The 23,248-nt window shown below is 72.2% G+C and carries 18 protein-coding genes and 3 tRNA genes; 7 read left to right on the forward strand and 14 right to left on the reverse strand.

Going from position 1 to position 23,248, the window contains the following annotated elements; genetic code table 11:
- Window positions 1-241: 241 nt before the first annotated feature.
- Window positions 242-1,462: a helix-turn-helix transcriptional regulator gene (locus ABZ490_RS42905; protein WP_359003202.1), complete on the forward strand. Its 1,221-nt coding sequence runs from the start codon at window positions 242-244 to the stop codon at window positions 1,460-1,462.
- A 76-nt stretch (window positions 1,463-1,538) separates the two neighbouring features.
- Here ABZ490_RS42905 and ABZ490_RS42910 read toward each other — a convergent pair.
- Window positions 1,539-1,611 (reverse strand) — tRNA-Arg (locus ABZ490_RS42910).
- A 206-nt stretch (window positions 1,612-1,817) separates the two neighbouring features.
- A tRNA-Ser gene (locus tag ABZ490_RS42915) sits at window positions 1,818-1,911 on the reverse strand.
- 157 nt (window positions 1,912-2,068) lie between these two features.
- On the opposite strand from ABZ490_RS42915, the gene ABZ490_RS42920 reads away from it, so the two are divergent.
- Together ABZ490_RS42920 and ABZ490_RS42925 are read left to right on the forward strand one after the other, a co-directional pair.
- Entirely contained in the window at window positions 2,069-2,587 is a 519-nt protein-coding gene (locus tag ABZ490_RS42920; RefSeq protein WP_359003205.1) for an SSI family serine proteinase inhibitor, read from the forward strand.
- A gap of 314 nt (window positions 2,588-2,901) precedes the next feature.
- On the forward strand, window positions 2,902-7,287 hold the full coding sequence (locus tag ABZ490_RS42925; RefSeq protein WP_359003207.1) for a PAS domain-containing protein: 4,386 nt from the start codon (window positions 2,902-2,904) through the stop codon (window positions 7,285-7,287).
- A 64-nt stretch (window positions 7,288-7,351) separates the two neighbouring features.
- On the opposite strand, the gene ABZ490_RS42930 is transcribed toward ABZ490_RS42925, so the two are convergent.
- Window positions 7,352-7,936: a TetR family transcriptional regulator gene (locus tag ABZ490_RS42930; RefSeq protein ID WP_359003209.1), complete on the reverse strand. Its 585-nt coding sequence runs from the start codon at window positions 7,934-7,936 to the stop codon at window positions 7,352-7,354.
- A 131-nt stretch (window positions 7,937-8,067) separates the two neighbouring features.
- Between ABZ490_RS42930 and ABZ490_RS42935 the strand changes: the two genes are divergently transcribed.
- Together ABZ490_RS42935 and ABZ490_RS42940 are read left to right on the forward strand one after the other, a co-directional pair.
- Window positions 8,068-9,291 (forward strand): MFS transporter, encoded by a 1,224-nt coding sequence (locus tag ABZ490_RS42935; protein WP_359003211.1) that lies wholly within the window; start codon window positions 8,068-8,070, stop codon window positions 9,289-9,291.
- A gap of 319 nt (window positions 9,292-9,610) precedes the next feature.
- A complete protein-coding gene (locus tag ABZ490_RS42940; RefSeq protein WP_359003213.1) occupies window positions 9,611-10,726 on the forward strand; it encodes a recombinase family protein in 1,116 nt (371 codons plus the stop codon).
- A gap of 336 nt (window positions 10,727-11,062) precedes the next feature.
- Here ABZ490_RS42940 and ABZ490_RS42945 read toward each other — a convergent pair whose 3' ends face one another.
- From ABZ490_RS42945 to ABZ490_RS42970, 6 genes are all read right to left on the reverse strand, one after another.
- Window positions 11,063-12,742 (reverse strand): long-chain fatty acid--CoA ligase, encoded by a 1,680-nt coding sequence (locus tag ABZ490_RS42945; protein WP_359003215.1) that lies wholly within the window; start codon window positions 12,740-12,742, stop codon window positions 11,063-11,065.
- A 117-nt stretch (window positions 12,743-12,859) separates the two neighbouring features.
- Window positions 12,860-13,408, reverse strand: a complete 549-nt coding sequence (locus ABZ490_RS42950; protein WP_359003217.1) for a SigE family RNA polymerase sigma factor — start codon at window positions 13,406-13,408, stop codon at window positions 12,860-12,862.
- A 159-nt stretch (window positions 13,409-13,567) separates the two neighbouring features.
- Window positions 13,568-14,737: a lipid-transfer protein gene (locus ABZ490_RS42955; protein ID WP_359003219.1), complete on the reverse strand. Its 1,170-nt coding sequence runs from the start codon at window positions 14,735-14,737 to the stop codon at window positions 13,568-13,570.
- Complete coding sequence (locus ABZ490_RS42960) at window positions 14,734-15,183, reverse strand: MaoC family dehydratase (protein WP_359003221.1); 450 nt, start codon at window positions 15,181-15,183, stop codon at window positions 14,734-14,736. Before ABZ490_RS42960 ends, ABZ490_RS42955 begins: the two co-directional genes overlap by 4 nt.
- A complete protein-coding gene (locus tag ABZ490_RS42965; RefSeq protein WP_359003222.1) occupies window positions 15,180-16,079 on the reverse strand; it encodes an OB-fold domain-containing protein in 900 nt (299 codons plus the stop codon). Before ABZ490_RS42965 ends, ABZ490_RS42960 begins: the two co-directional genes overlap by 4 nt.
- 267 nt (window positions 16,080-16,346) lie before the next feature.
- Entirely contained in the window at window positions 16,347-16,661 is a 315-nt protein-coding gene (locus ABZ490_RS42970) for a hypothetical protein (RefSeq protein WP_055638184.1), read from the reverse strand.
- Window positions 16,662-17,032: 371 nt separating this feature from the next.
- On the opposite strand from ABZ490_RS42970, the gene ABZ490_RS42975 reads away from it, so the two are divergent.
- Complete coding sequence (locus ABZ490_RS42975; RefSeq protein WP_359003224.1) at window positions 17,033-17,905, forward strand: bifunctional DNA primase/polymerase; 873 nt, start codon at window positions 17,033-17,035, stop codon at window positions 17,903-17,905.
- On the opposite strand, the gene ABZ490_RS42980 is transcribed toward ABZ490_RS42975, so the two are convergent.
- The 3 genes from ABZ490_RS42980 to ABZ490_RS42990 all read right to left on the reverse strand — a co-directional run bounded on the left by ABZ490_RS42980 (window position 17,895) and on the right by ABZ490_RS42990 (window position 21,073).
- Complete coding sequence (locus ABZ490_RS42980) at window positions 17,895-18,566, reverse strand: hypothetical protein (protein WP_359003226.1); 672 nt, start codon at window positions 18,564-18,566, stop codon at window positions 17,895-17,897. The genes ABZ490_RS42975 and ABZ490_RS42980 overlap by 11 nt on opposite strands.
- Window positions 18,567-18,788: 222 nt before the next feature.
- Window positions 18,789-20,003, reverse strand: coding sequence for a hypothetical protein (locus ABZ490_RS42985; protein WP_359003228.1), 1,215 nt, complete (start codon window positions 20,001-20,003; stop codon window positions 18,789-18,791).
- A gap of 140 nt (window positions 20,004-20,143) precedes the next feature.
- Entirely contained in the window at window positions 20,144-21,073 is a 930-nt protein-coding gene (locus tag ABZ490_RS42990; protein ID WP_359003230.1) for a hypothetical protein, read from the reverse strand.
- A gap of 184 nt (window positions 21,074-21,257) precedes the next feature.
- On the opposite strand from ABZ490_RS42990, the gene ABZ490_RS42995 reads away from it, so the two are divergent.
- On the forward strand, window positions 21,258-21,596 hold the full coding sequence (locus tag ABZ490_RS42995; RefSeq protein ID WP_359003232.1) for a YciI family protein: 339 nt from the start codon (window positions 21,258-21,260) through the stop codon (window positions 21,594-21,596).
- 83 nt (window positions 21,597-21,679) lie between these two features.
- Here the strand turns inward: ABZ490_RS42995 and ABZ490_RS43000 are convergent.
- Window positions 21,680-21,766 (reverse strand) — tRNA-Ser (locus tag ABZ490_RS43000).
- Between the two features lie 63 nt (window positions 21,767-21,829).
- A partial coding sequence (locus ABZ490_RS43005; protein ID WP_359003234.1) for a trypsin-like peptidase domain-containing protein occupies window positions 21,830-23,248 on the reverse strand: 1,419 nt, incomplete at its 5' end.

Raw genomic sequence — 23,248 nt, forward strand, 5'->3', positions numbered from 1 at the left:
TGCGGCGATGCCGAAGGCGCTCACGCATGGCTCTGTCGGCGGCCGGTCGGCCGCCCTCCCCACCCCCGTGGCGGAGGGCGGCCCCGGTCAGCGCTCTTGCGACGCCAAGAGCATCAGCCGTCATGACGGCCCCGCACAACGCCGAACGCCCGTCCGGCGAGGGTGGAACCATCCCGGCCCACCTGACGTGCAGGTATATGGATTGCCTGGGATACGGGGACACGGGAGAGGACGGGGAACGGTGTCGACCGAGGACGACGTCGAGCAGTTCGCGGCGCTGCTGCGCCGGCTGAAGAACCGCTCGGACAGGAGCTACGGCTCCCTGGCCCGCCGTCTCCACATGAACACGTCCACGCTGCACCGCTACTGCGCGGGCGAGGCGGTCCCGCAGGACTACGCCCCGGTGGAGCGTCTGGCCGCCTTCTGCGGGGCGACACCCGAGGAGCGGCTCGATCTGCACCGACTGTGGCTGCTCGCGATGACGGCACGACAGCGGCCGAGGACGGGTGCGGAGGCGGCGGGACCGACACCGTCCGAGGGGGCGCCGGAGCCGGACGGCCGGACGGCGGGGCGTGCGGATGAAGGCACGCGCAGCGACACTCGCGGACCGGGCGGGCCCGGACCGGGCGGGCCCGAGTCGTCGGCCCCGGGGGATGCGGCCCGCTCGACCGGACGGCCCTGGTACCGCCGTCGCCGCGCCCTCGTCGGCGCCGCCGCCGCGACCGTGCTGCTGGCGACGCTGGGCAGTGTGTCGGCGCTGTCGGCCGACCGGTCTCACGAGCCGAAGGAGGCAACGTCGTCGGACACGAACAGCGCCTCCCCCGTGCCCACCGATGTGCCGCTCGCCTGGACGGCCGACTCGCAGATCTGGGACGGCGGTTGCGGCCACGACTACGTCATCGCGAAGGAGCCGGCCCGGGTGCCCCCGCCGCCGGTACAGCAGGACGCCGAGGTGTGGGCGGCGACGCAGCAGGCGGTGCCCGGGCGGCAGACGACGGTGCAGATCTCGGTGCAGGGCACGTCGTCCACGGCCGTGGTCCTGGAGGCCCTCCGGGTCCGCGTCGTCAGCCGCGGCGCCCCGGTCACCGGCAACGCGTACGCCATGGGCCAGGGCTGCGGCAGCGATCTGCCGCCCCGTCACTTCTCCGTGGACCTGGACGTCGACCGCCCGATCGCCCACGCGCGCCCCGGCAACGACAGCGGGAAGCCCTTCCCCGCCGTACGGTTCCCCTACCGCGTCTCCGCCGAGGACCCGGAGGTGGTGGAGGTCACCGCGACGACCGAGTCCTACGACTGCACCTGGTACCTGGAACTCGACTGGTCCTCCCAGGGCCGCACCGGCACGGTCCGTATCGACGACCACGGCCGCCCGTTCCGCACCAGCGGCATCAAGGGCCTGCCCCACTACTGGTACGGCACGAACGTCCACAACGCGCGTCAGTGGGTACCGACCGACTCCTGAGGCCTCGGGGTCTTCGAAGCTGCACACCCCCTGAAACGCAAGAGGCCCCGGATCACTCCGGGGCCTCTCACCTGTGTGCACTCGGCAGGATTCGAACCTGCAACCTTCTGATCCGTAGTCAGATGCTCTATCCGTTAAGCTACGAGTGCTTGTTATTTGGTTTTTCTTGTCTTCGATCCTTGCCCTTCCGGGCCGCTCTCGGCGACAGGAAGAACATTACATGACTGCCGCCGACATGTGAAATCCGTTTGCCGTACCCCTTGTGACCTGCGGAAACGCCTTCAGGGGGCGATCAAGAGAGGTCCGGGGTACGACGAAGCCCCGGGCCGTGAACGGACCGGGGCTTCGGAAGATCTGGCGGAGGCGGAGGGATTTGAACCCTCGATGGGCTTTAAGGCCCAAACCGCATTAGCAGTGCGGCGCCATAGACCGGACTAGGCGACGCCTCCAGCACAACCTCTCGCGTGGGTGCGAGTGGTGCGTGCAGATGATGACACAGTCGAGCGTGCTGTCACCAATCGACGTCCACGGTACTAGGCAGTCGGGTCACAGGGCAAAGGGCTTCCCCGTGCGCAACGTCCGGCGTGGCGCCGCGTTGGTCCTGGCATGTCGCAGGTCACCGCCCTCTCGCCCAGCAGCAGCCCGCCCCGGCGGCGCCGCAGCACCCTCGTCCTGTCCCTCGTCGGCGCCCTCGCCCTCGGCGCCCTCCTCCCCGCCCCCGCCTCCGCCGGCGCCGTCCTCGCGCCCCCGCCCGTCCGGGAGGAGGACCGGGCGGACCAGGATCACCTCGTCGTCGCCGTCCGGCACGCGGGCGGGCGGATCGACGGGGTGTTCGAGGTGTGGTGCCGGCCCGCCGGCGGCCGTCACCCGGACGTGTCGGGCGCCTGCCGGACCGTGGACCGGGGCACCCGCTGGGGGCGGGACCCCTTCGCCCCGGTGCCGAGCGGTTCGCTGTGCACCATGCGGTACGGCGGACCGGCCACCGCCCACGTCACCGGCCGCTGGGCCGGACGGCCCGTCGACGCGACGTACGACCGCAGCGACGGGTGCGCGATCGAGCGGTGGGACCGGATGGTGCCCCTGCTGCCCGCGCTGCCCGGCCGCCGACCCGCCCCACCGGCCTGAGCCGACCCGCCAGACCCGCCAGAGCCTCCAGAGTCGCCCCGAGGGCGGTAGCCCGGATTCCGTTTTGTGGCCGCCGCCCCGGGGCGGCAGACCCCCCACAGGGTTCCCACGGCGTGTTCACCCGTCCCGTAAATCTCCCGCGAAGGTCATACGACGGTCACACGTTCTGCGTCACTTCGTCGTGCGAGCTCCCTCTCATCCGGGGCCTGAGACGGGAACCCAGCCCTTAGACTCCCTCGCGTGACACGCTGCGGGCCGGTTGGCAAGATGGCCCGAGCGGTCGGCAAGGTGCGGTAACAGGGAGGAAGCGACTCGTGAGCAGCAGGCCATCCCGAGGCGCTGCTCGCCTCGCAGCCATACTCGACGCGCTGCCCGATGCGTTGTTGCTGGTCAACGCCAACGGGACCGTCGTCAACGCGAACACCATCGCGCTCGAGGCCTTCGAGACGCCCGGTACCGCCCTGGTGGGGCGGGGCCTGCTCGATCTGCTGCCGCAGTTCGACTCCAAGCTGATCCCCGGCTCCATGCGCCGGCCCGACCACATGGACCCGCGCGGGCGGACCAAGCCGACCCGGATGGTCGCCCGGCGCACCGACGGCTCCGAGTTCCCCGTCGAGGTCACCAGCGCCAACCTGGAGAACGGCCAGCAGGCCTACGACGGCTACGGCTACAGCGGTGACGAGCTGCTGATGCTCGTCGTACGCGATCTGACCGGGACCGTGGACACCGAGGCCGAGCTGGCCCGGTCGCAGCGGCAGACCGAGATGATCCTGCGCGCCGCCTCGGAAGGTGTCGTCGGAACCGACACCGACGGGCGGATCGTGCTCGTCAACCCGGCCGCCGCGCAGATCCTCGGCTACCGGGCCAGCGACCTCGGCGGCAAGGAGCTGCACACCCTCATCGTGCACTCGCGCGCCGACGGCTCGCCCTTCCCGTACGACGAGTCGCCGCTCGCCGACACCCTGCGCTCCGGGCGCAAGCACCGGGTGCGCGGGCAGGTGCTGTGGTCCAAGGGCGGCGAGAAGGTCTCGGTCGACCTGACCACCGCCCCGGTGCGCGACGGGGACCAGCTCGTCGGCGCCGTGATGACGTTCACCGACCGACGGTCGTACGACGATCTCGTCGCGGAGAAGGAAGACGTCGAGAAGCGGCACGAGGACGAGTTGGAACGGCTCTCCGAGGAGCACGCCTCCGACCTCACCGCGCTCCGCCAGCAGCACGTCACCGAGCTGGAGGAGCTGCGCGAGGAGCACACGGAGGAGGTCGCCTCCGCCGAGGAGCGCTACGCGGCCCTCGGCGAGCGGGAGAAGGACCGCTACGACGCCCTCGCCGGGCGCTACGACCAGCTGCTCACCCTCCTCGCGACCTCCCTGCGCGGGCCCCTCGACGAGCTGCGCCGCGAGCTGGCCGCGCTCGCCGCGGACGACGCCGGGCAGCTGTGGCCCGAGGCCAACCAGGTGCTCCATCACCTGTCGGCCGGATATTCGAGGATCACCACCCTCATCGACAACGTCCTCGGCTACCAGCGTCTCGACGCGGGCGGCGCGGAGATCGTCCGTACGAACGTGATGCTGGACGCGGTCGTCGCCGCGGGTGTCGACGGGGCCGTCGAGCTCATCGGGCCCGGCCGGGTGCAGTTCGCCGTGCACGCGCCGCCCATCGAGGCCGAGGTCGACGCCCGGCTGCTCGCGACCGCGCTCGCGCATCTCGTCGCCGACGTCGCCGGGGTCGACGCCACCGGCAACGCGCCCGTCTCGGCGGGCGGTTACATGGACAACACGGTCGTCGTCGCGGCCGCCCAGCGCGGCGAGGTCGTCCGGATCGAGGTGCGCGGACCGTACAGCGGGGGCGACCCGGTGCACGAGCCGATCGTGCGCGGGATCGTGCGCGCCCACGGGGGCGTGCTCCAGACGCACGAGGTGCCGGGCATGAGCGGCAGCGCGTACGTCCTCGAAGTCCCCCTCGGGGGTGGAGCGGGCGCGGTCGCCCCTCCGGCGCCCGCGGCGCTGCCCGCCGCCCTGCCCCCGGCGCAGAGTGCCCCGGGCGACGGCGAGCCGCCCGCCGAGCAGGTTCCCGGCCGCCGCCGGGCCCGCCGGTCCTCCGTGGACGCCTTCCTGGAGAGCGAGGTTCCGGCCCCGGCCGAGGGCGCCGAGGCGGAGAACGCTCCGCCCACCGGGCGCCGGCGCCGCCGCGGCCCGGCCGCCGACGAGACGCCCGGCGAGCTGCCCGAGGGGGCCGAGGAGGCCTCCGGCGGTTCCGGGCGGCGGCGCGCCCGTCCCGCCGAGAACGGCACGGCGATCGAGCCCGCCGGTGCGGGCGTGGCCGAGGGCGCGGTCGTGACCGCCGCCGAGAGCGCGGCCGGTACGGCCGCGGCGGGTACGGGCCTTGGTGGCACCGTTCCGCCGCAGGGCGTACCCGCGCCGCCCGGCGGACGACGGGCCCGGCGCGCCGACGAAGGACCGCAGAACGCCCTGCCTCCCGCCCTGCCCGCGGTCGCCGGTGCCCCCGTGCCCGCTGTGCCCGCCGTACCGGCCGGGTCCGGCGAGGACGGCGAGCCGACCGGGCGTCGGCGGCGTGCCCTCGCCGCCGCGTCCGAGCGTGCCGCCGCGCAGGAGGCGGGTCCGCGCACGGTGTTCGCCCTGCCGCCCGCCGAGGCGGACCGGACGGACGACGGCCCGGGCGTGCCCGGTCAGCCGCCCAGCCAGGTGCCTGGCCAGGTGCCCGGCCAAATGCCTGGTCAGGTGCCCGGCCAGACGCAGGACGCCAGGCCGGTTCCCGTGCCGGTGCCGGTCCCGGTTCCCGTGCCCGGTCAGGCTCCGGTGGCCCAGATTCCCGCCCAGGGCTCGTCCGAGGACGCCCTGATCGACCACGGTCGCCATGACGCCGTGGCGCAGGACCAGGTCGACGACCACACCCCGCCCCAGCCGCACCCCACGAACGCGCCCACCGGCCGCCGCCGTCGCGCGGTGGGCCAGCCCGCGGAGCTGGGGGCCGCCCCCGTCCCGCCCCTGGGCACGGTGGCGCCCGGAGGCGTCCCGAACCAGGCCATGGCTCCGAACCAGGCCATGGCTCCGGCACAGGCACTACAGGCGGCGCAGGCGGCGCAGGCACAGCAATCGGGTCTGCAGGCCGCCGGGCAGCCGGTGCCCCCGGCCGGGCAGGCCCTTCCCGGCCAGCCCCTCCTCGGCCAGGCGCTGCCCGCCCAGGCCCTTCCCGCCCAGGCGCTGCCCGGCCGGCCGGCCCTGCCTCAGCCCGCCCCCGGTCAGCCCGTGCCGCAGCAGGGCGCGCCGCTCCCGGCCGAGTCCGCGCCCGGCGCCGCCCAGCGAACGCCCGCGGCACCCGCCGTACCCGGTGGACCGGTCCCCGCCCAGACCCCCGCCCCGCCGACCGCCACCCCCAGCACGGGCACCCCCCTCCCGCCCGAGGCCCCGGTGCCCACGGCCGCCCCCGTGGCGCAGCCGCTGCCCGCCGAGGCGGCGGCGCTGCCGATGGACCCCAACTCCACGCAGGGCCGGTCGATCAGCGTGCGGACGCTGGGGCAGGGTGTCCCCTTCACCCGGCAGGCCGCCCAGGTCCAGCAGGCGCAGCCCGCCGCGCAGGCCACGGCCACTCCCGCCCCGCACACGCCGGGCGGTTCCGGGCGCCGCCGCAAGCTGGGCACCCCGCCGGACCCGGCGTCCCGCCCGGAGCAGACGGCCCGTCCGCATCCGCCGGCCGAGCAGCCCGTCGCCGGTCAGGCGCCCCTGCCCGCGCACCCCTCGCTCGCGGGCCAGCCGCTGCCCCAGCCCTCCCTCGCCGGTCAGTCGCGGCTCGTTCCCGGAGCGACCGGGGCGACCGACGGGGCCGGACGGTCGTACGCCATAGGGGCGCCGGACGAGAACGCCGCCGAGGGCCCCGAGCCGCTGGACGGTCCCGGTGGGGCCGTCGAGGTGGCGGATCCGCCGCGGCCGATGCCGATGGACGACGAGCTGCCGCCGGAGCCGCTGGACAACCCGCGCCGGCTGCTGGTGTGGCCCGCGCCGGACGTCTCCACGCAGCAGGCGCTCAGCGACCGCGGCTACCGGCCGGTCATCGTGCACTCGCGCGAGGAGGTCGACGCGCAGATCGCCGCGTTCCCGGCGGCCCTGTTCGTGGACCCGCTGACCGGGCCGATCACCCGTACGGCGTTGCAGTCGCTGCGTCAGGCGGCGGTGGCCGCGGAGGTCCCGGTGCTGGTCACGGCCGGTCTCGGGCAGGCGACGCGGGAGGCGGCGTACGGCGCCGATCCCGCCGTCCTGCTGAAGGCGCTGGCGCCCCGGGACAGTGAGCAGCACCCGCCGCGCGTGCTGCTGATCGAGGAGCACGCGGAGATCGCGCTGGCCCTGACGGCGACGCTGGAGCGGCGCGGGATGCAGGTGGCGCGGGCGGCCAGCGACGCGGACGCCGTGACGCTCGCGGGACAGCTGCGGCCGAACCTGGTGGTGATGGACCTGATGCAGACGCACCCGCGGCAGGCCGGATCCGCCGGGATCATCGACTGGCTGCGGGTGAACGGCCAGCTCAACCGCACCCCGCTGGTCGTCTACACCGCCGCCGTCGACCAGGTGGACCGGCCCCGGCTGGCGTCGGGGGAGACGGTGCTGTTCCTGGCGGAGCGCTCGACGAGCCCCGAGGTCCAGGTCAGGATCGTGGACCTGCTGGCCCGCATCGGCATCAACTGAGAACCCTCCCGGGCCCCGCCCGGCGGAGGGTCCCGCCCGGCGGAGGGTCACGGCCGCCGGAGGGTCACGGCCGTGCCACGAGCCTGCGGGCCGCCTCCCGCACAGAGGCACGCAGGCGTTCGCGGTCGTCCGGGTCGGCGCCGACCACGATGCGGCTCATCTGGGGGACGACGGCGGTCCAGTTGGCCAGGGCGATGAGCAGGAAGAGCAGGTCGCGGGCCGGGATCGCGTCGCTGACGACCCCGCGCTCCTGGCCGTCCCGGATGGCGGCGATCTTGTCGCGGTAGTGCGCGCGGCGCTCGGCCTCGTCGGGCAGTTCGGTGGTGCCGTACTCCAGGCCCTCCCAGAAGAGCAGGCGCAGCACCTCGGGGTGGGCGACGTGGTGGTCCATGACGCGGTCGATCCAGCCCTCGATGTCGTCCGCGTCGACCGGGACGGCGATCGCCAGGTCGAGCATGGCCTTCTCCAGGACCCGGGTGAACAGCTCGGCCTTGTTGCCGAAGTAGGCGTAGATGAGCTGCTTGTTCGCCTTGGCCTCCGCGGCGATGCGGTCGATGCGGGCGCCGGCGACGCCGTAGCGGGCGAACTCGGCGACGGCGGCGTCGAAGATCCGGCCCTTGGTGGCCTCGGGGTCGCGGGTGGTTGCCATGGGGGCATCGTAGCGGCGGGGATTCAGTAACCAACCAGTTGGTTGACGGGAATCCGGTACCGCCCCAGACTGTTGCACCCCATGCTCCAACCAACTGGTTGGTTACCCCTCCTTCAAGGAGCGCCTCCGCCATGCCGTCCGCAGTCACCGTCCCGCAGCGCGTCCGGCGGCCCGCCGCCCCGCGCCGCCGGGGGGACCTCCTTCTCGTCCTCATCGCACTCTGCACGGCCGTCACCGCCGCCAACATCTACGTCGCGGCCCCGCTGCTCCCCCTGATCGCCCACGACTTCGGCTCCACACCGTCCGCCGTGGCCTGGATCGCCTCCGTCGCGCAGTTCGGCTACGCGGCCGGTCTGCTCTTCTTCGCCCCGCTCGGCGACCGGGTGAACCGGCGCCGCCTGGTCGCCGTCCTCTCCCTGGTCACCACGGCCGCGCTGACCGCCGGTGCGACCGCGGGCGGCACGGCCGCGCTCGCCGCCGCCGTGCTGGTCGCGTCCGCCGCGACGGTCGTCCCGCAGCTCCTGGTGCCCCTGGTCGCCGAACGCGCCCCCGCCCACCACCGCGCACGGCATGTCGCGGCCGTCATCGCGGGGCTGTTCACCGGGATCGTCGCGGCCCGCGTCCTCGGCGGACTCGCCGGTCAGGCCTTCGGCTGGCGGGCGGTGTTCCTGGGCGCGGCCGTGCTCACCGCCGCCCTCGGTCTGCTGACCGCCGCCGCGCTGCCCGTCGAACACCGGCGCCCCCGCGAGGGCGGTCTCCTCAGCGGCCTGCGCACCATGCCCGGACTGGTCCGCCGCTCCCCCGACCTGTGGCGGGCCTGCGTACGGCAGGCCGGCATGTACGGCGCGTGGAGCGCCCTGTGGACCTCGCTGGCGCTGCTGCTGACGGGTGAGCCGTACGGGCTGTCGACCGCGACGGCGGGTCTGTTCGGGCTCTTCGGGCTCGCGGCGAGCGTGGTGGCGCCGCTGGCGGGCGGTCTGGTCGACCGCTTCGGCGCGGCCAAGGTCGTGCGCACCGCCTATGTCCTCGCCGCCGTCTCCGTCCCGCTGTTCTGGCTGGGCGGGCGGGTGCTCCCGGCGCTCTTCGTGGCCGCCGTCGCCATCCACGCGGCCCTGGTGGCCTCCCATGTCGCCAACCAGACCCTCGCCCTGACCACCACCTCGGCCCCGGCCACCGCCAACAGCGCCTATGTCGTCGCGGGCTTCGCGGGCGGCGCCACCGCCTCGGCCCTGGCGGGCGTCGCCTTCACCCACTTCGGCTGGGGCGGCGTGGTCACGGTGGCGGGGGTGTGGCTGGTGCTGGGGTGGAGCGCTACGGCCGTACGCACGCGGAGCACGACGGCCGTACGACGGTGAAACGGCGCACGCCGGGCAGGTGCCGCGAGGTGACCTGCCCGACGTGCGCCTCCACCGTACTCAGAGCCGCATTCGGAGCCACGCTCAGAGCTGCGTGACGTCCAGCGCGCCCTCGGCGTACCGGCGGCGCAGCACCTTCTCAAGAACCTTCACCAAACACATAGGTCTTGCGCCACCCTCATGATCAACGATCAGCGCAGGTCAGACGGCCAGCCTGCCGCGGCAGGAAGCCCAGCAGGGCGGGGAGGGGTCACGTTGGTTGTGAGGCTCGGGGGGTACGCCCGGATCAGTCTGGACAAGAACGGCGAGGAGCTGGGGGTTGAGCGCCAGCGCCACGACTACCGGCAGGCTTCTGACCGACCTTCAGTCGGGCGTCATAGACGGCGTGATCGCCTATGACCTTGACCGACTGGCCCGCCAACCGCGCGACCTTGAACGATTGATCGACGTATTCGAGGAACGCCCAGAACTGGTCTTCTGCACCGTCACGAATGACCTTGACCTGTCTACTTCGGACGGGCGCACGATAGCCCGCGTCATGGTGGCCTTTGCCAACAAGGCCAGTTCTGACACCGGCAGACGCGTAGCCCGCAAGCATCGCGAGCTTGCAGACTCCGGGAAAAACGGCGGCGGGTTCCCACCCTTCGGCTGGAAATCCGACCGGATCACCGTTGATCCTGAGCAAGCCGAATTGATTACCAAGGCTCATGACGACCTTTTGGCCGGGACACGACTTTCCACAATCACCGCCGATTGGCAGAAGAAGGGCATTCGCACTTCAAGGAACACTGGAAAGCCAATCACCCGCGTTGCCCTGAAGGGTATTCTCACGAACCCCCGCCTCGCCGGCTTTCGAGCCGTGAAGAGGCTTGACGCCGTTACCGCCGTCCTCGAAGGCGTCAAGGCACAGTACAAGTCAAACAATCTGAGCAACAATCATAAGTACCTTCTGAGCGGCATTTTCCGTTGCCCAGAGTGCGGAACTCGCATGCTCGCCAATATGCGTTCTTCATGGAAGGAAGGCAGCAAGGGAAGCCGCTTCACGTATCGCTGCCCGGCAGCTAAAGACGGCGGATGCGGAAAAGTCTCCAGGGCTGGGGAACCCTTGGACAAGCACATTATTAACTTGATTCACGATGCTGAAGCGCGATTGAAGGCCCCGGCCAGTGCTCCTGCTGAATGGCCTGAAGCGGCCCGCTTGGTCGAGGTTGAGCAGGAGATCAGCGAACTGATTTCCGCGATGAACCAAAAGAAGATCTCCGCAGCTTCGGCTATCGCGACGCTTGAACCGCTGGAGCGGGAACGCGATGAACTGGGATATGAGCGGGACCGCCACAGTGTGGAGAGAGCCGGCGCACCGCCTCGCGCAGGGCGCGGCGGCGGGCGGCGGCGAGGGCGAGCTGCTCGGGACCTAGAAGTCGTGTGGGCGGCTTAGCTGCCCTCTCCGCACAAAGAGGCCCCTGCCGTATTCGGCAGGGGCCTCTTTGTCGTTCTCTACCGTGCCTGAGTCACGGGACGGCCATAGGTCTGGTATAGCTCTCGCGTCCACTTCTCGTCCCTAGTCGGGGCAGTAGCCAGCTGGCGTTCAATCCAAGCCTTCTTCCGTGCCCCAAATATTGGCGTCGTCGGGTAAACCGGTGTCGGGGCGCGTGCTGCTGGCGTCCCGCCGCGCCAGCGCGCCGCGCTACAAGGCCCCCAGCGGGCCGATCACGCCCCGTAGGACGGGAAGAGCCCCTGGCGTCGGCCAGGGGCTCTCCGGGGCACTGGGGCTCTAGAGGGTTGTCACGTCGAGCTGACCCAACCTATGCGCTTCACGAATCTTCTTCTTGTCGAACTTGCCCACGCTCGTCTTCGGGACCGCCTCGACGATCGTCCAGCGCTCCGGGAGCTGCCACTTGGCGATCTTCCCCGCCTCGGCGAGGAAGGCGCGCAGGGTCTCGAAGTCGGCGCTGGCGCCCTCCTTGAGGACGACCGTGGCCAGCGGGCGCTCGCCCCAGCGGTCGTCGGGGACGGCGACGACGGCCGCCTCGGCGACGGCCGGGTGGGCCATCAGGGCGTTCTCCAGCTCCACCGAGGAGATCCACTCGCCGCCGGACTTGATGACGTCCTTGGCGCGGTCGGTGAGGGTGAGGAAGCCGTCGGGGCTGATGGTGCCGACGTCACCCGTCTTCAGCCAGCCGTCCTCGCTGAACTTGTCGGCGGGGCGCAGGGCCTCGCCGCCGGGGCCGTTGTAGTAGGCGCCCGCGATCCAGGGGCCGCGCACCTCCAGCTCGCCGGCGGACTCGCCGTCCCAGGGCAGGCGCTCGCCGCCGGGGCCGCTGAGGCGGGCCTCGACGCCGGCCGGGAAGCGGCCCTGGGTGAGGCGGTAGGCGAACTCCTCGGGCAGGCCGACGACCTGGGCCGGCGGGCGGGCGATGGTGCCCAGCGGGGAGGTCTCCGTCATGCCCCAGGCGTGGCAGACCCGCATGCCGAGGTCGTCGAAGGCCGACATCAGGGCGGGCGGACAGGCCGAGCCGCCGATGGTCACCTGGGTGAGGGAGGTGACGTCCCGCGGCTTCGCCGTGAGCTCGGCCAGCAGGCCCTGCCAGATGGTGGGGACGGCGGCGGCGTGGGTCGGCTTCTCGCTCTCGATCATCTCGGCGAGCGGGCCGGGCTGCAGGAAGCGGTCCGGCATCAGCATGTTGACGCCGGTCATGAAGGTGGCGTGCGGCAGGCCCCAGGCGTTGACGTGGAACTGGGGGACCACGACGAGCGAGGTGTCCTCGTCGGTCAGGCCCATCGACTGGGCCATGTTGACCTGCATGGAGTGCAGGTAGATCGAACGGTGGCTGTAGACCACGCCCTTGGGGTCCCCGGTGGTGCCGGAGGTGTAGCACATGGAGGCGGCGGTGCGCTCGTCCAGCTCGGGCCAGTCGTAGACGGTGGGCTTTCCGGCGATGAGGTCCTCGTACTCGTGGACCCTGGCGTGGGCGTCCGCGAGGAGGGAGCGGTCGCCGGGGCCGGAGACGACCACGTGCTCGACCGTCGGCAGGTGCGGGAGCAGCGGGGCCAGCAGGGGGAGCAGCGAGCCGTCGGCGATGACGACCTTGTCGGCCGCGTGGTTGACGATCCAGGCGAGCTGCTCGGCCGGGAGCCGCAGGTTGAGGGTGTGCAGGACCGCGCCCATGGAGGGGATCGCGAAGTACGCCTCGACGTGCTCGCCGTTGTTCCACATGAGGGTCGCGACCCGGTCGTCGCCCTCGACGCCGAGGTCCTCGCGCAGGGCGTGGGCGAGCTGGGCTGAGCGGGCACCGATCTCGGCGAAGGTGCGGCGCTGCGGGGCGCCCTCGCCCGTCCAGGTGGTCACCCGTGATGAGCCGTGGATCGTCGCCCCATGGGTCAGGATCCTCGAGATCAGCAGCGGTACGTCCTGCATGGTGCTCAGCACGGCGTCCTCCCAGGGCGGCGACATTGCCTACGCGGTGGTAACGGTTGCGCTGATTCTGCGCACATACCGCGCGGTATGTCACTAGGTAGCGATGATCGATCACCTCACTTAAAGCCCCGGTAAAACCACCACGTCGGCACGCTACCGGACAAGCACCAGCTCAGGGTCCTCGCGGAGCTTGCCGAGCGCCCGGGACACCGCCGATTTCACCGTGCCCACCGAGACCCCGAGGACCTCTGCCGTCTGGACCTCGCTGAGGTCCTCGTAGTACCGCAGCACGACCATCGCCCGCTGCCGGTCCGGCAGCTTCATGATCGCCCGCCACATCGCGTCGTGCAGCGCCTGGCGCTCGGCCTGGTCCTCCTCGTCGGCCGTGGGCTCCGGCTCGGGCAGCTCGTCGCAGACGTACTCGTCGACCTTGCGCTTGCGCCACTGCGAGGTGCGGGTGTTCACCAGGGCACGGCGGACGTAACCGTCGATCGCCCGGTGGTCCTCGATCCGCTCCCACGCGACGTACGTCTTGGCGAGCGCGGTCTGGAGCAGGTCCTCCGCGTCGTTCGGATTGGCCGTGAGCGACCGGGCGGTGCGCAGCAGCACCGGCTGGCGGGCTCTGACGTACGACGCGAAGGACGGGTACGGAGACGGCCGCCTCTGGCCGTGGGAGGCGCTGATGCAGACGGGTGTGGTCATGGCTCCACGCTAGGAGCGAGGCCGTGTGATCCGGATCGCCCGCAGGTGCCGAAGACGGGTCCGCCTCAGGTTGTAGGGGTGGTGCCCGCTCCACCTCCTGTAGGTGGAGCGGACGGCGCCGAGTACTACGGGTCGACCCCTGAGACGTACCGCCCGCGTTCAGCCGTCGGCGGTCAGGACCAGGCCGGACGTGGGCACTCCCGTCCCGGCCGTCACCAGGGTCCGGGCCGCGCCCGGCACCTGGTTGACGGAGGTGCCGCGCAGCTGCCGTACCGCTTCCGCCACCCCGTTCATCCCGTGGAGGTACGCCTCCCCGAGCTGGCCCCCATGGGTGTTGAGCGGCAGGCGGTCCTCCGCGACGAAGGCGGCCGCCTCGCCCGGCGCGCAGAAGCCGAACTCCTCCAGCTGCATCAGCACGAACGGGGTGAAGTGGTCGTAGACGACGGCCACGTCGACGTCGGCGGGCGCGAGCCCCGAGGTGCGCCAGAGCTGACGGGCCACCACGGCCATCTCCGGCAGCCCGGTCAGGTCGTCGCGGTAGAAGCTGGTCATCTGCTCCTGGGCCCGTCCGGCGCCCTGCGCGGCCGCCGCGATCACGGCGGGCGGCCGCGGCAGGTCACGGGCCCGCTCCAGCGAGGTGACGACCAGGGCCTGCCCGCCGTCCGTCTCCTGGCAGCAGTCCAGCAGCCGGAGCGGCTCGGCGATCCAGCGGGACGCGGCGTGCTCGGCGAGGGTGATCGGGCGGCCGTGGAAGTACGCCGCCGGATTCGCCGCCGCGTGCCGGCGGGCGGTGACGGCGACCGGCCCGAAGGCCTCCTCCGCGGTCAGCCCGTAGGTGTGCAGATACCGCTGGGCCGCCATCGCCACCCAGGAGGCGGGGGTGAGCAGCCCGAACGGCATCACCCAGCCCAGCGCCGCCCCTTCCGCCGTGGGCTCCCGGTGCCGTACCCCCGAGCCGAACCGGCGGCCCGAGCGCTCGTTGAAGGCCCGGTAGCAGACCACCACCTCGGCCACGCCCGCCGCGATCGCGAGCGCCGCCTGCTGGACGGTCGCACAGGCCGCCCCGCCGCCGTAGTGCACCCGGGAGAAGAAGGACAGCTCGCCCATCCCGCAGGCCTGCGCCACGGTGATCTCCGGGCTGGTGTCCATCGTGAACGTCACCAGGCCGTCCACGTCGGCCGCCGTCAGCCCCGCGTCGTCGAGCGCCGCCCGCACCGCCTCCGCCGCCAGCCGGAGTTCGCTGCGCCCGGAGTCCTTGGAGAACTCGGTGGCCCCGATGCCGACGACGGCGGCCCGGCCGCCCAGCCCGTCACGCGCGCGTACGCTCATCGCGGATCGTCCTCCCGGAGGGTGACCGTCACGCTGCCGATGCCCTGGCGCGGGTCGGCCAGGCCCGGCGCGGTGAGCGTGACCGTGCCGGTGACATGCCGTCCGATGCCGTTGTCGCCGGTGATCCGCACCACGACCGTGTCGTCCGCGCGGACCTCCTCGACCGTGCCGCGCAGCACCATCGTGTCCCCGGGGTGGTTGGGCGCCCCGAGCCGGATGGCGACCTTCCGGATCCGGGCCTGCGGTCCGAAGGTGTCGGTGACATAGCGGCCGACCAGGCCGTTGGTGGTGAGGATGTTCATGAAGATGTCCGGGGAGCCCTTCGCGCGGGCCGCCTCGGGGTCGTGGTGCACGTCCTGGTAGTCGCGCGAGGCGATCGCCCCGGCGACGATCAGCGTCCGGGTGATCTCGATCTCCAGCGGCGGCAGCGCGTCCCCGGCGTTCACGCCGTCACCTCCCGGAACACGGGCAGGGTCAGCTCGTCGTCGTAGCGGCGGAACTCCAGCCGTACCGGCATCCCGATCCGCACCTTGTCGTACGGCGTCCCGACCACACCGCTCACGATCCGCACCCCTTCGGCGAGTTCGACCAGAACGACCGCGTACGGCGGCTCGAAGGCCGGGAACGGCGGGTGGTGCAGGACGACGTACGAGAACACGGTCCCCTCGCCGGACGCCTCCACGGTGTCCCACTCCGGGCAGCCGCAGCTCTGGCAGCCGGGCAGCCACGGGAAGCGGAGGGCCGCGCAGCCGGCGCAGCGCTGGAGGAGGAGGCGGTGCCCGCGCACGCCCTCCCAGAAGCCGGCGTTGTCGCGGTTGACGACGGGCCGGGGCCGGCGCTCGGCCGGGGCCTTCCTCCGGTGGGCCGGGGCGTACTTGAGGATGCGGAAGCGGTGGGTGCCGACGAGGTCGGGGCCGACCCTGACGTCCGTCCGGGTCGTGACGAAGTGGCCGGTGCCCAGCTTGGTGGTCTTCCGCCCCGACACCGACTCGATCACCGTGTCGAAGGCGACCTCGTCGCCGGGGCGCAGCGGACGGAGGTACTCCTGCTCGCAGTCGGTGGCCACGACCGCCGTGCAGCCCGCCTCGTCGAGTACGGCGAGCAGCTCCTCGTAGGCCGGGGCGCGGCCCCCGTGACCGCCGAGGCCGCCCATGATCCAGGCCTGGAGCATGGTGGGCGGGGCGATCGCGTCGGGCCCGGTGTACGCGGGGTTCCCGTCGTCCATGGCCTCGCACCAGTGGCGGATCATGGGCGCGTTGACGGGGTCCCGGCCGGTGCGGGCGACGGCGGCGGGCCGGCCCTCGTAGGCCTTCAGACGTGCGTACAGCCCGTCGTCGTCCACGGTCGCCGCTCCCTCCGGGAAATCACCGCTCGGGCAGGTTGCGGTTTCTGACTGTCCGTCAGATCCGGGGTGGTGTCAAGGTCGCGGGAGGGCGGCCGAGGTGGCCCGAACACGACTGCACGGCGGCACGGGCACGACTGCGCGGCGACCCGAACACGACTGCGCGGCGGCGCCGAAGCACCGCCGCGCAGTCGCTGTCACACCCCCACGGAGCACGCTCCGGCGGAGGCCGGGGCCGGTGCCCCCGGCCTCCGCCGGCTCACCGGCTCACCGGAAGAGCGGGGCGAAGGAGACCGCGGTGTTGCTGTTGCCCTGGTTGAGGGCCGTGTAGGCGGCCCCGTTGACCTGCCCGGTGTTGCTCTGGTTCGCGGCGCCCGAGCCGACGGCGTTCTGCTGGGTGGTCGAGGAGTTGCCGTTGTTGTCGCGCCCGACACCGCTGCCCACGATGCTCGCGACCCCCGCGTTCGATCCGTCGTCCGCGAAACCGCCGTTGTCCGCCACCGCGACGCCGGTGAAGAGCGCGGCGGCCAGCGGAAGGGCGGAGACGGCGGCGATGACGCGGGCGGTACGGATGCTTGCCATGTTGGTCCTCCAGAACCATCGGTCAATGCGGTACGAAGCCCTGAACTGCGGCTTCCACCAGGTCGGTTGGCCGACCGGCCCGGTGAGGTGACGACGTCGCGAGACCAGAGTTGCCCACCCGGTCACCGCCGAACCACCCTGGAAGACCTGATTCGCACGCAAGCGTGATGACAAGTCGATAAACCCCTAGCCGCACTTTTCTTCCCCCGGACGCCACAACCCCCGGCAAGTCGGACACCTGTCACGCAGGCCCCACAAGGGGTGAAGCGTTCCGCCAGTTCCCGCTTCCGGGCGCCGCCCCTGCCCCCCGCCGGGCGCGTCGCGGCACCCTCCCCCTTCCCTTTCTCGAACACCAGTACGACACTGAGTGCATGGCCCTCATCGACCGGCAGGCCGCCACCCTGGCCCTCGCCCACGCCCTGTCGGCCGCCGAGCGCGGCCTGGCCGTCATCCCCCTGTCCCGGACCAAACTCCCGGCCCTGCGCTCGCCCCACCGCCCCGAAGACCCTCCGTGCCACGGCACCTGCGGACGCTTCGGCCACGGGGTGTACGACGCCTCGACCGACCCGGCCCGCGTCCGCGCGCTGTTCGCCGCCGCCCCCTGGGCCACCGGATACGGCATCGCGTGCGGCCTGCCCCCGCACCATCTGATCGGCGTCGACCTGGACACCAAGTCCGGCACGGACGCCCCGGGCGCCCTGCGCGAGCTGGGCCTGCGCCATCTCTTCGTCATCCCGCCGACGGTCGTGGTCGTCACCCCCTCGGGCGGGCGGCACCTCTGGCTCACCGGCCCGCCGGACGTCGTGATCCCCAACTCGGCCGGCCGGCTGGCCCCCGGCATCGACATCCGGGGCGCCGGGGGATACCTGGTCGGCCCCGGCTCGCGCACGGCACACGGGGAATACGGCACGGCCCCGGGCACGGGCCACCTCGTACCGGCCCCCTGCCCACGGGCGCTGCTGAGGCTGCTCGTGCCGGGCGTGCGGCGGGCCGGGGCCAGGGATGTGTCCCCGGCCGGGGCGGACGGCGCGCACGGCCGCGGGCTGATCCAGTTCGTCCTGGCCGCGCACGAGGGCCAGCGCAACACCCGGCTGTTCTGGGCGGCCTGCCGGGCCTACGAGAACGGCATCGGGGAGGCGCTCGCCGACCCGCTGGTCGCGGCCGCGGTCCGCACGGGCCTGACGGAACGCGAGGCCCGCTCCACGGTCGCGTCGGCGGCGCGGATGTCCCGCCCTACGGCGTGAAGACCTGCTCCAGCCGGTGGATGGCACCGTCGTCGCCGGTCTCGTACCGGAACACCAGACCGGAGTCGGGATGCGCCTCGACCCAGTCGATCAGCTCCTGCACCCCGATGCGCCGGTTCTCGGTGCTGTCGGTGATCGGCGTGACGGCGGTGACGTACGCGGCCTGGTCGAGGGCCCAGCGGCTGTCCTCGCCGGAGACGACGAACGGGGCGCCGTCGGTGTCCTTGTCCGGGCATCCCCAGGCCCCGTGCTGGATCACCAGGTTCACCTTGCCGGTGTCGGCGGGGAGCTCCTCGATCCGGAACAGGGCGAACTCGTCGGGGTCGTAGTCGTCGGGGGTGGGGGGCGCGTCGGCGCAGGCGGCGGTGGATGCGGTGGATCCGGCGGGGGCGGTTGTGGTGGCGGCGGAGGGCTTGGCCTTGGAGGCGCCGCCTGAAGCACCGGCGGAGGTCCCGGTCGACGTACCGGCGGACGCGCCGGTGGGCGTCCCGGTGGCGGCGGGCTCGGCCGTGGTGCCAGCGGTGGTACCGGCGCTCTTCGCCGCCGCGGGCCCCCCGGTGCTCGCGGCGGAGCCGCCCTTCTCGCAGCCGGTGAGTACGGCGGTCAGCGCGGCGGCGGCCATGAGCGCGCCGACGACGGGTCTGAGCCGGTTGACCTTCATCTGGGACGTCCCCCCTGTGCACGGGCGGCCCAGTCGGCCGCACCCCGAGCCGGGACGCTAACAACGTCCCTGGTCAGAGCGGGAGACCAGCAAGCCCTTGCGTCACACAGTCGGGACACAGCTGTCACCGGGCGGGGACGGGTGTGACGGCACACGGGCGGAGGGGCGCCTCCGCGGAGGCGCCCCGTACGGCGGTCCGGCCGGGTCGGCGAGCCGACGGTGTCAGTCGGGCAGCCGGTCGAGCACCCACTCGCCGAACTCGGGCGTCATGAGGGCGTGCGGGTCGTTGTTCTCGGAGAGCAGGAAGTCGTCGAGATCGGACTGGTCCCGGGGCAGCTCGTCGATGTTGACGTACAGGTCGTCCTGCCGGTCCAGGTCACGTACGGAGACCGCGCTGACGGACGGCACGAAGCACACGGACCGGTGCACGAGGTCGACGGTCTCGCCGAACTCCGCGAGCTTGTCGCCGACGAGACCGAACGACTCCAGGGTGCCGCCCGGCGCCCCGTCCAGCTCGGGGAAGCCGCGGGTGGTGATGGTGTGCGGTCCGCCGAGGATGCCGTTGAGCACGGCCACCTCGGCCGGGTCGCCCTGCGACTGCGCGAGGAAGTACGTGCCGTCGAAGAGGGGACCGGAGCAGCTCAGCGTCTTCGCGCCGGCCCGGACGCCGTTGCCCCTGCCGTCGCCGCGGCCGCTGGACACACCGAGCAGACGCGGGATGCGGGGCCATGAGCCGACCCGCTGGAGCTGCGCGAGGAACTCCGTCCGCAGGGGGCTCTGCTGCGGAGTGCCGTCCACGCCGTCCAGGTACCGCCAGAGCATCTGCTGCGAGGCCGGGCTGCCGATCTGCCGCAGGTAGGTGTCGTCGACGTCGGCGAGGTAGTGAGCGAAGGCCTGGAGCCCGATCGGGACCCAGCCGCCCCGGTGCGGGGTGTCGAAGGAGAGGTAGCAGCCGACACGGTGATCCATGCGCTGCATTTCCATCTTGGCCAGCGCGTAGCGGGTGACCATGCCGCCCATGCTGAAACCGCCGACGAGCAGCCGGGCATCACCGAGCTGCTCGGCGATGGTCCGCATGATGGCGGCGGTCGCCGTCTCGGCGTTCCGCAGGATCGACTCACTGCGCTCGTCGAACCCGACGAGGACCAGCGTGCGCCCCCGGGCCCGGAGCCGGCTGATGAACGGGTACCTCTCGTTCTCGAGCCCGTTCCAGAGCCAGTCGAAGTCCGTCGGCCCGAGGTTGAACCCGTCGGCGAGGACGACGGGGCGGATCACACCCTTCTGGCCCTGCCCGTAGTACACCCGGGCACTACCGCCCGGAAGCTGCCACTCCTCGTCGGCCGGGGGCGCCGGCGGGACGTCCGCCTTGCCCATCGGCGTGACGAGTCCGAGCGCCCCCGCGACCTTTCTGGCTTTCTCGGCCTTACTGTCGGCCACAACCGTCCCTTTCCACGCTGCTGACAACGACTCAGGGACATGGTTGGCATATGAATCAATCTTTACACGCCGATTACGCCTCTTTCACCGCTTCAGTCGGATAGATCACCTTTCCCGCCCACGATCCCGGACTTCCCCGATCAGGGGGAGTTCTCGGGCCGCTGAGAAGGCTGTTTGCGGACAGCGCGCCACCGCGATCGCGTCTGTTCGACGATGCTCTCCCATTGGCGGCGGACCTCGTCCGGGGAAGGGCGCCGGCCCTCACGGATCCGGATGAGTTCGTCGCGCACCTCCCGCCCCAGCGCCGCCGATACGACGACGACGAGCAGCGCGCCGAAGAGGGCCGAGGCCATCCCGAAGACCGCTCCGGCCGGGCCGTAGCGCGCGGAGTACGAATTGAACAGGCGCGGCAGGTAGACGGCCGCGACCACCGAATAGGCCGCGGTGAGAACGGCCGCAGAGACCGCGAACGGAAGCAGGACCGCCCCCGAAAGCCGCTTCGCGGAGAGGATCCGGCCGCTCCAGGTGAGGAAGACCGCGGTCACCGGCACCTCGCACACCGCGGCCGCCAGTCCCAGTCGTCCCCCGCCGAGGGCCACGTAGAGCCACCCGATCACCGCGCTGTAGAGGCTGAGCGCGCAGATCCACCACAGGCCGTTACGTGTGTTGCGGACACCGAGCGGCTTCAGTTCCCAGGTCTGCTCGAACAGCCGCTGCACGGTCCGGGAGAAGCTGAGCACCGAGATCGCCAGGAACACCGCGCCGAAGGCACCGGCGCCGGTGCCCGTGGGTTCGGCGGAGAACACCGCCCGGACGGCCTCGGCGCCTTCGCCGGTGAGCCTGTAGCGGTTGATGATCCGGTCCGCGGCTTCGCCGCCGAAGACGGCGCCGATCAGCACGGCGAGCGGAATCAGCGCGGCCAGCGCGCCGGAGGCCAGAGCCATCGCGCGGTCGAAGCCCGCGATCTTCTGGAACCGGTTGACGACCCGCAGCACGAACGCGGGGCGCAGCCAGAAGGTCAGCGTTCTGTTGAGCCGCTCGCGGCTGGTTCCCGCCGTCCTGTCCTCCACCGATCAGAGGTCGAATGGGGCGAAATGATCGTAAGGGAGATGAATCCGCGCAGGAGAGGGCGACACCCGGGAGTCGGCCGAAGCGGGGCGGGGCGGGGCCACCGATGAGAAGCTGACGCGGAGCCCGTCTGAGCTGGAGCAGCGGTGAGGCGGTCAGGTGGCCGCCCGACAAGGAGGCGAAACGATGGCGCGGTACCTGATCTCGTTCGACGACGGTGCGATGGACTTCCTCGAGGAGGACCTCCCGGCGGTGGGAGAGGCAGCCCGCCGGGTGGTCCGGGAGGCCAAGGACGCGGGTGTCTGGATCTTCGGTGCCGGAGTGGAACGCCAGCGGGCGAGCATCGTGGCCACCGACGGCACGGTCACGGACGGACCGTTCCCCGAGACCAAGGCGGTCGTCGGCGGCTTCTCGATCATCGAGGTCCCGTCGCACGAGGACGCACTGAGGTGGGCGACGAAGCTCGCCGAGGCCTGCCGGTGCGCACAGGAGGTACGCGAAATCGGTCACGACCCGGAGAGCTGAACCGGGCGAGCACCTGGCAACACAAGGCCCCTGACCAAATAACCTGGTCAGGGGCCACTCTCACTGCTCACCTGCTCACTGAGCGGAGACGGTGGGATTTGAACCCACGGTGACATCGCTGCCACGACGGTTTTCAAGACCGTTCCCTTAGGCCGCTCGGGCACGTCTCCCCGCGCCGGCCTTGATCGGCGGCGCGGGGACAAGGGTAACGGGTGAATCCGCGCGCGTGTGGCTCAGTTGTCGCCCTTGCGGGAGCCGAGGGTGAGTTCGACGGTGTGGGTCTTGCCGTCGCGCTCGTAGGTGATCGTGACCTTGTCGCCGGGCTGGTGGGTCCAGATCTCGCCGATGAGGGTCGGGCCGGAGTCGATCACCGTGTCGTCGAGCTTGGTGATGACGTCACCCGGCTTGAGGCCGGCCTTGTCGGCGGGGCCGCCCGACTCCACGGCGGAGGCGCCGCCCGAGCCCTGGTCGGTGATCTTCGCGCCGCTGCCCGAGTCCTCCAGGGAGACGGACGCGCCGATCTTCGCGTACACCGGCTCACCGGTCTTGATCAGCTGCTGGGCGACGTACTTGGCCTGGTTGATCGGGATGGCGAAGCCGAGGCCGATCGAGCCGGACTGGGTGGTGCCGCCCAGGCCGCCGCTGCCGGTGGACTGGATCGCGGAGTTGATCCCGATGACATTGCCCTGCGCGTCGAGGAGCGGGCCGCCGGAGTTGCCCGGGTTGATCGAGGCGTCGGTCTGCAGGGCGCTCATGTAGGACGAGGAGCTGCCGCTGCCGTCGGAGGAGGCCACCGGGCGGTTCTTGGCGCTGATGATGCCCGTGGTCACCGTGTTGGAGAGGCCGAAGGGGGCACCGATGGCGATCGTCGAGTCACCGACCGCGACCTTGTCGGAGTCGCCGAGGGTGAGCGGCTTGAGGTCCGACGGGGCGTTCTTCAGCTTGATGACGGCGACGTCGTAGCCCTGGGCGTGGCCGACGACCTCGGCGTCGTACTTCTTGCCGTTCGGGAAGGTGGCCGTCACCTTGCCGCCGTCCACGGCGTCGGCGACGACGTGGTTGTTGGTGACGATGTGGCCCTGGGTGTCGAAGACGAACCCGGTTCCGGTGCCGCCCTCGCCGTTGCTGGACTCGGCCTCGATGGTGACCGTGGAGGGCAGGGCCGCCTGGGCCACCGAGGCGACCGAACCCGCCGCGCGCTTCACGTCGCCGCCGCTGGTGGAGGCGGAGACGGTGGTCGAGCCGGTGTTGTCGTCGTTCTTGGCGAGGGTGTAGCCGAGTCCGCCGCCCAGGCCGCCCGCGACCAGCGCGGCGACGAGCACGGCGGCGACGAGTCCGCCCCGGCCGCTGCGCGGCTTGGGTGCGGGCTGCTGGTAGGAGGCGCCCCAGGCGAGGCCGTCGCCTCCGCCCGCGCCACCGGCTCCGCCCGCTCCCGCCGCACCGGCGTCGCCGTACGCGTGCGTGCCGGCGCCGACGCCGGCCTCGGCGTAGAGCGGGGTGGTGGGCGGGTTCTGCCAGCCGTCCGCCGCGGCGGCGGGCGCCGGAGGGGCGGGTGCGGCCTGAGGTGCGGCCGGCGGGGGCCAGGTGCCTTCGGCCGCGGCCGGCGCCGGCTGCGGCGCGGCGGGCGGGGGCTGCGGCGCGGCGGGCGGCGG

The organism is Streptomyces sp. NPDC005811, assembly GCF_040630405.1.
Lineage (GTDB): Bacteria > Actinomycetota > Actinomycetes > Streptomycetales > Streptomycetaceae > Streptomyces.

Coding starts and splice junctions, on each gene's coding strand:
- ABZ490_RS42920 (WP_359003205.1), top strand. CDS start 2,069: ATGTCGCAGGTCACCGCCCTCTCGCCCAGCAGCAGCCCGCCCCGGCGG.
- ABZ490_RS42930 (WP_359003209.1), bottom strand. CDS start 7,936: ATGGCAACCACCCGCGACCCCGAGGCCACCAAGGGCCGGATCTTCGAC.
- ABZ490_RS42935 (WP_359003211.1), top strand. CDS start 8,068: ATGCCGTCCGCAGTCACCGTCCCGCAGCGCGTCCGGCGGCCCGCCGCC.
- ABZ490_RS42945 (WP_359003215.1), bottom strand. CDS start 12,742: ATGTCGCCGCCCTGGGAGGACGCCGTGCTGAGCACCATGCAGGACGTA.
- ABZ490_RS42950 (WP_359003217.1), bottom strand. CDS start 13,408: ATGACCACACCCGTCTGCATCAGCGCCTCCCACGGCCAGAGGCGGCCG.
- ABZ490_RS42955 (WP_359003219.1), bottom strand. CDS start 14,737: ATGAGCGTACGCGCGCGTGACGGGCTGGGCGGCCGGGCCGCCGTCGTC.
- ABZ490_RS42970 (WP_055638184.1), bottom strand. CDS start 16,661: ATGGCAAGCATCCGTACCGCCCGCGTCATCGCCGCCGTCTCCGCCCTT.
- ABZ490_RS42975 (WP_359003224.1), top strand. CDS start 17,033: ATGGCCCTCATCGACCGGCAGGCCGCCACCCTGGCCCTCGCCCACGCC.
- ABZ490_RS42980 (WP_359003226.1), bottom strand. CDS start 18,566: ATGAAGGTCAACCGGCTCAGACCCGTCGTCGGCGCGCTCATGGCCGCC.
- ABZ490_RS42995 (WP_359003232.1), top strand. CDS start 21,258: ATGGCGCGGTACCTGATCTCGTTCGACGACGGTGCGATGGACTTCCTC.